This is a genomic window from Variovorax sp. YR752, assembly GCF_943372545.1.
On record NZ_CALRZC010000301.1, the window covers coordinates 1 to 8493 of the forward strand.

General features: G+C 68.1%; 9 protein-coding genes. 6 read left to right on the top strand and 3 right to left on the bottom strand.

Going from position 1 to position 8493, the window contains the following annotated elements; translation table 11 throughout:
* Positions 1 to 1176: AMP-binding protein (locus AAG801_RS37960; protein ID WP_341893067.1), on the bottom strand; the 1176-nt coding region annotated here is incomplete at its 3' end.
* 84 nt (positions 1177 to 1260) lie between these two features.
* Between AAG801_RS37960 and AAG801_RS37965 the strand changes: the two genes are divergently transcribed.
* From AAG801_RS37965 to AAG801_RS37980, 4 genes are read left to right on the top strand one after another with little or no spacing between them, the layout of a single operon-like run.
* A complete protein-coding gene (locus AAG801_RS37965; protein ID WP_101491428.1) occupies positions 1261 to 2025 on the top strand; it encodes a Crp/Fnr family transcriptional regulator in 765 nt (254 codons plus the stop codon).
* 20 nt (positions 2026 to 2045) lie between these two features.
* Positions 2046 to 2525 carry a hypothetical protein gene (locus AAG801_RS37970; protein WP_095747132.1) on the top strand — a complete coding sequence of 160 codons (480 nt, stop codon included), beginning with the start codon at positions 2046 to 2048 and terminating at the stop codon, positions 2523 to 2525.
* Positions 2526 to 2583: 58 nt separating this feature from the next.
* Positions 2584 to 3357, top strand: a complete 774-nt coding sequence (locus AAG801_RS37975) for an SDR family NAD(P)-dependent oxidoreductase (RefSeq protein WP_341893068.1) — start codon at positions 2584 to 2586, stop codon at positions 3355 to 3357.
* A gap of 22 nt (positions 3358 to 3379) precedes the next feature.
* Positions 3380 to 3637, top strand: a complete 258-nt coding sequence (locus AAG801_RS37980) for a hypothetical protein (protein ID WP_099793730.1) — start codon at positions 3380 to 3382, stop codon at positions 3635 to 3637.
* Positions 3638 to 3797: 160 nt separating this feature from the next.
* Here AAG801_RS37980 and AAG801_RS37985 read toward each other — a convergent pair whose 3' ends face one another.
* The gene (locus tag AAG801_RS37985) at positions 3798 to 4787 is read right to left on the bottom strand and encodes a tripartite tricarboxylate transporter substrate binding protein (RefSeq protein WP_257214617.1); all 990 of its coding nucleotides are present in this window, start codon (positions 4785 to 4787) and stop codon (positions 3798 to 3800) included.
* Between the two features lie 208 nt (positions 4788 to 4995).
* Between AAG801_RS37985 and AAG801_RS37990 the strand changes: the two genes are divergently transcribed.
* Positions 4996 to 5373 (top strand): VOC family protein, encoded by a 378-nt coding sequence (locus tag AAG801_RS37990; protein WP_341893069.1) that lies wholly within the window; start codon positions 4996 to 4998, stop codon positions 5371 to 5373.
* A 100-nt stretch (positions 5374 to 5473) separates the two neighbouring features.
* Entirely contained in the window at positions 5474 to 8059 is a 2586-nt protein-coding gene (locus tag AAG801_RS37995; RefSeq protein WP_341893070.1) for a hypothetical protein, read from the top strand.
* Between the two features lie 62 nt (positions 8060 to 8121).
* On the opposite strand, the gene AAG801_RS38000 is transcribed toward AAG801_RS37995, so the two are convergent.
* Positions 8122 to 8493: superoxide dismutase (locus AAG801_RS38000; RefSeq protein WP_341893071.1), on the bottom strand; the 372-nt coding region annotated here is incomplete at its 5' end.

An 8493-nucleotide genomic window follows, 5' to 3' on the forward strand; every position in this document is an offset into this window, starting at 1 on the left:
GCAGGTCTCGGTCTGGCCGTAGAACTGCTTGAGGTTCACGCCGATCGAGCGGTAGAAGCGGAACAGGTCGGGCCCGATGGCCGCGCCGGCCGTGTAGGCCACGCGGATGCGGCTCATGCCCAGCACGTTGCGCAGCGGGCCGTAGATCAGCAGGTTGCCCAGGCTGTACATGACGCGGTCACCGGTGCTCACCGGTGCGCCGTTGAGGATGTCGGCGCCCACGCGCTGTGCCAGCGCCATGAACTTCGCATACAGCCAGCGCTTGGGCGCGGCCGCGTCTTCCATGCGGATCGACACGGCCGTGAGCAGGCCTTCGAAGGTGCGCGGCGGGCCGAAGTAGTAGCTTGGGCCGATCTCGCGCATGTCGTTCATCACCGTCTCGGCCGACTCGGGGCAGTTGAGCGTGAAGCCGCCCACCAGCCACTGCGCCACCGAGAACAGATGGTCGCCCACCCACGCCATCGGCAGGTAGCTCATGATGTTGTCGCCGGGGCCGAGCTTGTCGGTCTCGACGCCGCCGCGGCCCGCCGCGATGAAGCTGGCGTGCGTCTGGCACACGCCCTTGGGACGGCCGGTGGTGCCCGAGGTGTAGAGGATCACGCCGACATCGGCCGCCTCGCCGCTGGCCACGGCGCGGTCGTAGTAGCCGGCGTTGGCCTTGTCGAAGGCACGGCCCAGCTCGCGCAGCTGCTCGTAGCCCATGAGCCCCGGCTGCTCGTAGTGGCGCAGGCCCTTGGGGTCGTCGTAGATGATGTGGCGGATGCCCTGCTGCTGGCCTTCTTGCCCTTGCTGCAGCTCGCGGCACTCGAGCAGCTTGTCGACCTGCTCCTGGTCTTCGACGATCACGAACTCGATGCCCGCGTCGTTCAGCATGAAGACCATCTCGCCGGCGACCGCGTCCTGGTACAGCGGCACGGGCACGCCGCGCAGGCTTTGCGCGGCGAGCACCGCCATGTACAGGTGCGGCCGGTTGGCACCGACGATCGCAAGGTTGTCGAAGGCCTTGAAGCCAAGGCTCGCCAGACCGCAGGCCATCTCGCGCACTTCTTGCGCCACGGCGTTCCAGGTCCAGGTTTGCCAGATGCCAAGGTCTTTTTCGCGCACGGCGGGGGCCTCGGGACGGGCCTCGGCATGCGCGAGCAGCAGACGGGGGAAGGTGGGGGCGGTGGTTTGCACAGTGGCCGGATCGTAGGTCTCACTTTGACGTCCGGTTGTCGTTCCAACGACAATCCTAGGGACACTACTCCCCGGAGTTTCCCGATGCCTCCTGGCAACCTCAACCCACAGAACGTGCTCGGCGGTTCCATCAAGGACCGCGTGCGCCCCGCGAGTGCGACCGAACTCGATGGCATTCCGTGGCTCCCCACGCTCACGCCCAGCGAGCGCCGCCGCGCCGAGGCCACGCTCGTGGTCGGCGAGGCCGAGCCCGGCGACCTGGTGTGCCGCGTCGGGCGCTCGCCCACCTACTGGTTCGGCGTGGTCGAGGGCCTCTTGAAGATGAGCAACGACAACGCCGACGGCGGCTCGGTCACCTACACCGGCGTGCCGCCCGGCGGCTGGTTCGGCGAGGGCACGGTGATGAAGCGCGAGCCCTACCGCTACAACATCCAGGCGCTGCGCCGCAGCCTCGTGGCGGGGCTGCCGATCGAGAGCTTCCACTGGCTGCTCGACCATTCCATCGGTTTCAACCGCTTCGTGATGAACCAGCTCAACGAACGGCTTGGCCAGTTCATCGCGGCGCTGGAGATCGACCGCCTCAACAACCCCGACGCGCGCGTGGCGCGCAACCTGGTGTCGCTGTTCAACCCCGTGCTGTACCCCGGCGTGGGCGAGGTCTTGCGCATCACGCAGCAGGAGCTGGCGTATCTTGTCGGCCTGTCGCGCCAGCGCGTGAACGAGGCGCTCAATGCGCTGTCGGCGCAGGGGCTGATCCGCGTGGAGTACGGCGGCCTGCGCGTGCTCGACCTGCCGGGCCTGCGTGCCACCGCGATGTCCAGCCGCAAGAACAACAGCACCTCGAACTGAACCTGAAAGAAGAAAAAAACATGGCCCTCTCCGACCACCTGCAGATCGTGCCCGCCGACGCGCAAGCGAGCTTTCTGCCGCCGCAGCAGCAACAGGCCACGCAGGCCCGCAACGAGGAAGACGACGGCCCGACGCTCGAAGAAGCCATCGACCGCGCCGAGGCCTTGGGCGAACAGATCGACGCGCTCAACGAGATCCTGGCGCGCCCGCTGAAAGACATCCTCGCCGACCGCGAAAAGTCCGAAGAAGCCGCGCTGGCCTGGGACCGCTTCGGCGCGATGTGGATGCTGTCGCAGCGTGCCATGCGCCGCGTCGCGATCGACCTGGCGGCGCAGCTCGGCGTGAGCGAGGAAGAGGTCGTGGCGCGCGCCATGGCGAACGCCAACGCGGTGCTCAACGGCGCGGACGAGGTCGACCTCGGTGGTTCCATCGCGCCCGCACAGCTGCAGCACATTGCCCGCCACCGCAACTTCCTGCGCGCCCAGTTCCGTACCGGCTGATGCACGCGGCCTTTCGATATCCCTTAGCCTTGCGGCCTTCTCCTGCCCCCACACACCCATGACCACCTCCGCCTTTTCCCACCTCACCGTCATCACCGGCGCCTCGCGCGGCCTGGGCCGTGCCATGGCCGAGCAGCTGCTGCAGGCCGGCCACACGGTGCGCGGCAGTGCGCGCAAGCCCTCGCCCGAACTGGCCGAAGCCCCCAAGGCTGCGGGCGCCGAACTGACGCAATGGGAGCAGGACCTGTCCGACCCGGTGGCCGCTGCGGCGCGCCTGTCGGACTGGCTCCAGACGCTGGACGGCCAGCGCTTCGACAGCGTCACGCTCATCAACAACGCCGGCACCGTCGGCAACCCCGCGCCGCTGTCGCGCGCCGTGCCTGCCGAACTGGCACAGGCCCTGCGCATCGGCCTCGAAGCGCCGATGCTGCTCACGGCCGCTTTCCTCGGTGCCACGCGCGAATGGCGCGGCGCGCGGAAGGTGCTGAACATCTCGTCGGGCCTGGGTCGCAACGCCCTGGGCAGCCAGGCGCCGTACTGCGCGGCCAAGGCCGGCATGGACCATTTCTCGCGCGCCGTGGCGCTCGAAGAGGTGCATGCGCCGAACGGCGCGCGCATCGTGTCGCTGGCGCCCGGCATCATCGACACCGACATGCAGGTGCAGCTGCGCGGCGCTTCGGCCGAACAGTTTCCGGACCGCACGCGCTTCGTGAGCATGAAGGAAGAAGGCCGGCTCGACAGCCCCCAGGGCGCCGCGGCCAAGGTGCTCGCCTACCTGGCCCGCGCCGACTTCGGCAGCAACCCCGTGGCCGACGTGCGCGACCCGGCCTGAGCACCGAAGACAGAAGCACATCATGGCCACCGCAAAGTCCATCGACACCGTCGAATACAAGCTCTTCCCGTCACCGAGGAACGTGCACCGCGTCGTCTTCGAGCACCAGGTGTTCGTGCCGTACCCGTACGCGCTGATCGTGATGGACGAGTTCTATTTCAAGGGCCGCTTTAGCCTGTTCTCGGCCTGCCGCATGAGCGACGGGAAGATGGGGCAGGTGGCGACGTTCGAGGATGCGGCGGACGTGGAGATCTTCAATACGAAGTTCGTGCCGGATTGAGCGCGCGGGTTTCTTGACTTGTTCCCTCTCCCCTTGGGGAGAGGGCTAGGGTGAGGGCAGCAGCCTTCGCACACGCAAGGCCTTCGCCATCGCCGTCGGCCCTCACCCCAACCCTCTCCCCAAGGGGAGAGGGAGCAAAGCCCCATGGTGGGGCTTGCGTTTACTCGATCGTCGCCCCCGAGGCCTGCACGATCCCCTTCCACTTCTCATAGTCCGTCTTCAGCAGCGCACCGAACTGTTCCGGCGTCATGCTCTGCGGCTCCGCGCCCTGGGCAATGATGGCCGCCTTCATCTCCGGCGTGGCCAGCAGCTTGTTGACCGCCGCATTCAGCGTGGTGACGATGTCCTTGGGCGTGCCGGCCGGCACGAAGACGCCATACCAGGTGCTCACGTCGAAGTCCTTGTAGCCCAGCTCGGCCACGGTGGGCGTGTCGGGCAGCGAGGTGCTGCGCTTGGCGGACGTGACCGCCAGCGGGCGCAGCTTGCCGGCCTTGATCTGCGCCAGTGCCGAAGGCACCGACGACACCATCAGGTCGACGTTGCCTGCGAGCACGTCCATCATGGCCGCGTTGGAGCCCTTGTAGGGCACGTGGCGCATCTTGATCTTGGCGGCGCCGTTGAAGATCTCGCCGGCCAGGTGGATGGTGGTGCCGTTGCCGGGCGAGCCGTAGGTGACGGTGTCGGGCGCGGCGCGCGCGGCCTTCACCACGTCGTCGAGCGTCTTGAACTTCGAGTTGGCCTGCGTGACGATCACCACGGGGGTGTAGGCCACGTGGGCCACGGCCGTGAGGTCCTTCACCGGGTTGTAGCTGAGGCTCTTGTAGAGCCAGGGCGCGACGACCATGTTGTCCTTCTGGCCCATCACGATGTCGTAGCCCGTGGGCGCGGCGCGCGCAGCCTCGGCGATGCCGATGGTGCCGCCGGCGCCGCCGCGGTTGTCGGGCACCACGGTCCAGTGGTTGGCCTCGGTGAGCTTCTGCGCGACCAGGCGCGCCAGGATGTCGGTGCCGCCGCCGGGCGGGAAGGGCACGACCATGCGGATCGGCTTGGCGGGGTAGGCGGCGGTCTGGGCCTGCGCGGCCACGGCGGCGAAGGCCAGGGGGAGTGCGAGCACGAGGGCCAGCGAGCGGGTGAGTTTTCTTCGGATCATGGGTTTGTCTCTCTCGGTCTGAGCGGATCGGATGGCGGCAGTGTCGATGGAGGTCTTTCGACCTCACTGCACCCACGGTGCAGTGTGCCGGAAGGGGCGCCCCCCCATTTTCGTGGTTTGCGATGGGCCCCGTATCGGACGGCGCCGACTTGACAGGGCCATCTGGCCGCCGAAGATGAAAAGTCCATTCCCCCCACAGGAGACACCCATGCTCGGAAACATCGATGCGGTGGCGAATCTCGCGGTGAAAGACATGACCGTGGCGCGCCGTTTCTACGAAGACACCTTGGGCCTTGCGCAGGTCGATTCGGAGGGCGACGAGGTCGCCGTCTACCAAAGCGGCAACACGCGCGTCCAGGTGTACCGCTCGTCGTTCGCAGGCACGAACCAGGCCACGGCCGTGAGCTGGCAGGTCGGCGCGGACATCGAGCGCCTCGTCGCCGCGCTCAAGGCCAAGGGCGTGCGCTTCGAGCACTACGACATGCCCGAGACGAAACGCGAAGGCGACCTCCACGTCGCGGACGGCATGAAGATGGCGTGGTTCAAGGACCCGGACGGGAACATCCTGCACCTGATCGGCGGCTGAGGCACTGGCCGTCCGGCATCCCTCGTTTGGGGGAAGTAAAAAGCGACGCGCTGCGGACAATCCCTCCTGCCATGCACCGCGTGGCATGAGGAGTCAGCCCATGCGCGCACCGTCGCCCGAGCCGTCAACGTCTGAGCCACCCGCGCGCCCCGAGCGCGTCGCGGTCATCGCCATCCACGGCGTGGCCGACCAGAAGGCCGGCGACACGGCCCGCGCCATCGCCTCATTGATGCTCAACAACCCCGGCCCCGGCACGACCTACCGCCAGGCCGACTGCGACACCCACCTGCTGCCGGTGCCGCCGCTGACGTCGATGGTGCAGCAGCGCACCGGGCATCAAGACAAGAACGAGAAGGCCGCCACGGAAGGTGCCGCCGCGCAGAAGGCGTATGTGCCGCCTGTGCGCAAGGCGATGCGGCAGTCGAAGACCTCGGACTTCAGCGCCGACGACTGGATCTCGACCGCCGAGTCCGACGATGCGGGCGTGGTGCGCGCCGCCAAAGGGCGCGGGCCGCTCACGCCGCGCGAGCTGAAGAAGAGCAACCCCGACATCGCCTTCAGCGACTACCTGCTGTTCAAGTCGCAACGCGCCGAGCCCGACCACGAGGCCTACGAAGCCACGCGCGTGCGCATGACACGCGACGCCACCGATGCCCACGGGCAGCCGGTGCAGCAGCGCATCGACGTGCACGAGATGTACTGGGCCGACCTGTCGCGCCTGCCGGGCTCGGTGGCGCGCATCGTCGCCGAGCTGTTCACCATCGTGTTCCGCCTCTCGCAGCTGGGCCGCGATGCGGTGGACCGGGCTGCCGAAGCGGCGGGTGCGAACAAGAAGCCCCGGCCGCCGAGTGCTCGGCGCTGGGCTTGGCTGGCTAAGCTGCAGACTGCGCTCGACTGGGCTTTTGCCAACCTGCTGGCGAACCTCTTTCTGCAGCTGCTGCTGGTCGGGCTGGTGATCGGGGGGCTCGGCGGCCTGGCGCGGGCCGAGCCCGCGTCGGGTGCTTCGTCGCTCACCGAGCTGCTGCGACGGGTGCTGGCCGTGGTCGTGCCCGTGCTGGCCTTCTGGTGGTACTGCTACGAAGCGCGCAGCAAGGTCTCCGCACGGATCATGGTGGGTCTGTACGCGTTGCTGGCGGTGTGGCTCCTGTGGACACAGCTGCCCGCCCATTGGGTGGTCGGCGTGACGTGGGTGGCGCTGCTCGTGGCGCTGAGCGACCGCGCCCTGCGCATCGCGCGCGACCGCTTTCCGGCCGCGCGCACCTGGGGGCTCGGCCTGATGGCGCTGACCGTGGGGGCGCTGCTCGTGCATGTGGCCATCAACGCCGCGGCGGCGGGTGGCACCGACGACCTGCGCCACTGGGTGCGCGCCGGCATGCGGGTGATCGAGTACCTGCTGATCGGCGTCGTGGCCTGGTGGGGTGGGGCCGGCGTGTTGCTCATCGCCTGGCTCATCGCCGGGCAGACCGTGCCCGACCGCAACGCGGCGGCGCGCGCCAGCATCGCGACGGGGCGGCTGGGGCTGTTCGTGTCGCTGGCGGCGTTCGTGGCGCTGACGATGGTGGCGTGGGCCGTGCTGACGAACCTCGTGGAATTTGGCGCGAACAACGTCGACTACAGATCGTTCTGGTTCCCCAAGGACGGGTACTGGCCCGATGGTGCGAAGTTCCTGCGCAACCGCTACGAGAAAAGCACGCAGGCCTTCGCGTTGACGGCGGGCCTCACGCTGTCGCTGTTGGTCTATCTGGTCGCAGTGCTGGTGCCCAGCCTGTTCGCCGAACTCAAGGTGGTTTTCGGCACGTCGGAGGGCCTGGGCCTGTGGCTCGGCGCAGGCTACCGGCGGCTCGACCGTTTCGTCACCATCCTCACGACTGCCAGTGTGCTGATCGCCTGCGCGGTCGCGCTGCTGCTGGTGCTCAAGCAATGCGGTGTCTCGGTGGGAGGGAGGATCGACGCCGCAGTCATCTGGGTGTCGGCGCTGTCGCAAAGCGGCCTCAAGCCGCTGATCTTCACGGCCGCCACGCTGACCGCCGCCGTCTCGCTGCTCGGAGGTTTCCTGTCGCGCACCGTGCCGGGCCTGCGCATGCCGCTCGATGTGGCGCTCGACGTCGACGGCCACTTCCGCGAGTTTCCGCGCCGCGCCATTCCGCGTGCGCGCATCTTCTCGCGCTATGTGTCACTGCTGGAGCATGTGGCGGCGCAAGGCTACGACCGCATCGTGATCGTCGCCCACAGCCAGGGCACGGTGATCTCGACGGAGCTGCTGCGCTACCTGCAGTTCCGCGCCGAGCAGAAGGTCGACACGCGCGTGACGGAACTCTGGGCGGCGCTCAACAAGAGCCGGCTGCTGCTGCTCACCGCCGGCTGCCCGCTGCGCCAGCTGTACGCGGCGCGCTTTCCGCACCTCTATGCGTGGGTGACGGCGGAAGACGCGAACGGCGGCGGGCCGAGCGCGGCCAAGGTCGGCGTGGACCGCTGGGTCAACCTCTACACGGCCGGCGACTATGTCGGGCGCTGGCTCTGGGGCCCCGACGACAAGTCGTACGCGCAGGTGAGCGTGCCGCCGGCATGGTGCGCCACGGCCGAGCACGAGGCGTGCCTCGGCCGCGGCGCCCACACGCACTACTTCGACCTCGACCAGGCGCACGTTGCGCGATGGATCGACTGGATGGTGACGGCGCCGCGCTGAACTGGGCGCCCACAAAAAAGCCGACCCGCAGGTCGGCTTCCTTCAGGGCGAGAACGCCGGCTTCAACCGAAGTTCTTGGCCGCGAAGTCCCAGTTGGCCAGCTTGGCCAGGAAGGTTTCGACGAACTTCGGGCGCAGGTTGCGGTAGTCGATGTAGTACGCGTGTTCCCACACGTCCACGGTCAGCAGCGCGGTGTCGGCGGTGGTCAGCGGCGTGCCGGCGGCGCCGGTGTTCACGATGTCCACCGAGCCGTCGGCCTTCTTCACGAGCCAGGTCCAGCCCGAGCCGAAGTTGCCCACGGCCGACTTCACGAAGGCTTCCTTGAAGGCGTCGTAGCTGCCCCATTTGGCATCGATGGCCTTGGCCAGTGCACCGGTGGGAGCACCGCCGCCTTGCGGCTTCATGCAGTTCCAGAAGAAGGTGTGGTTCCAGAT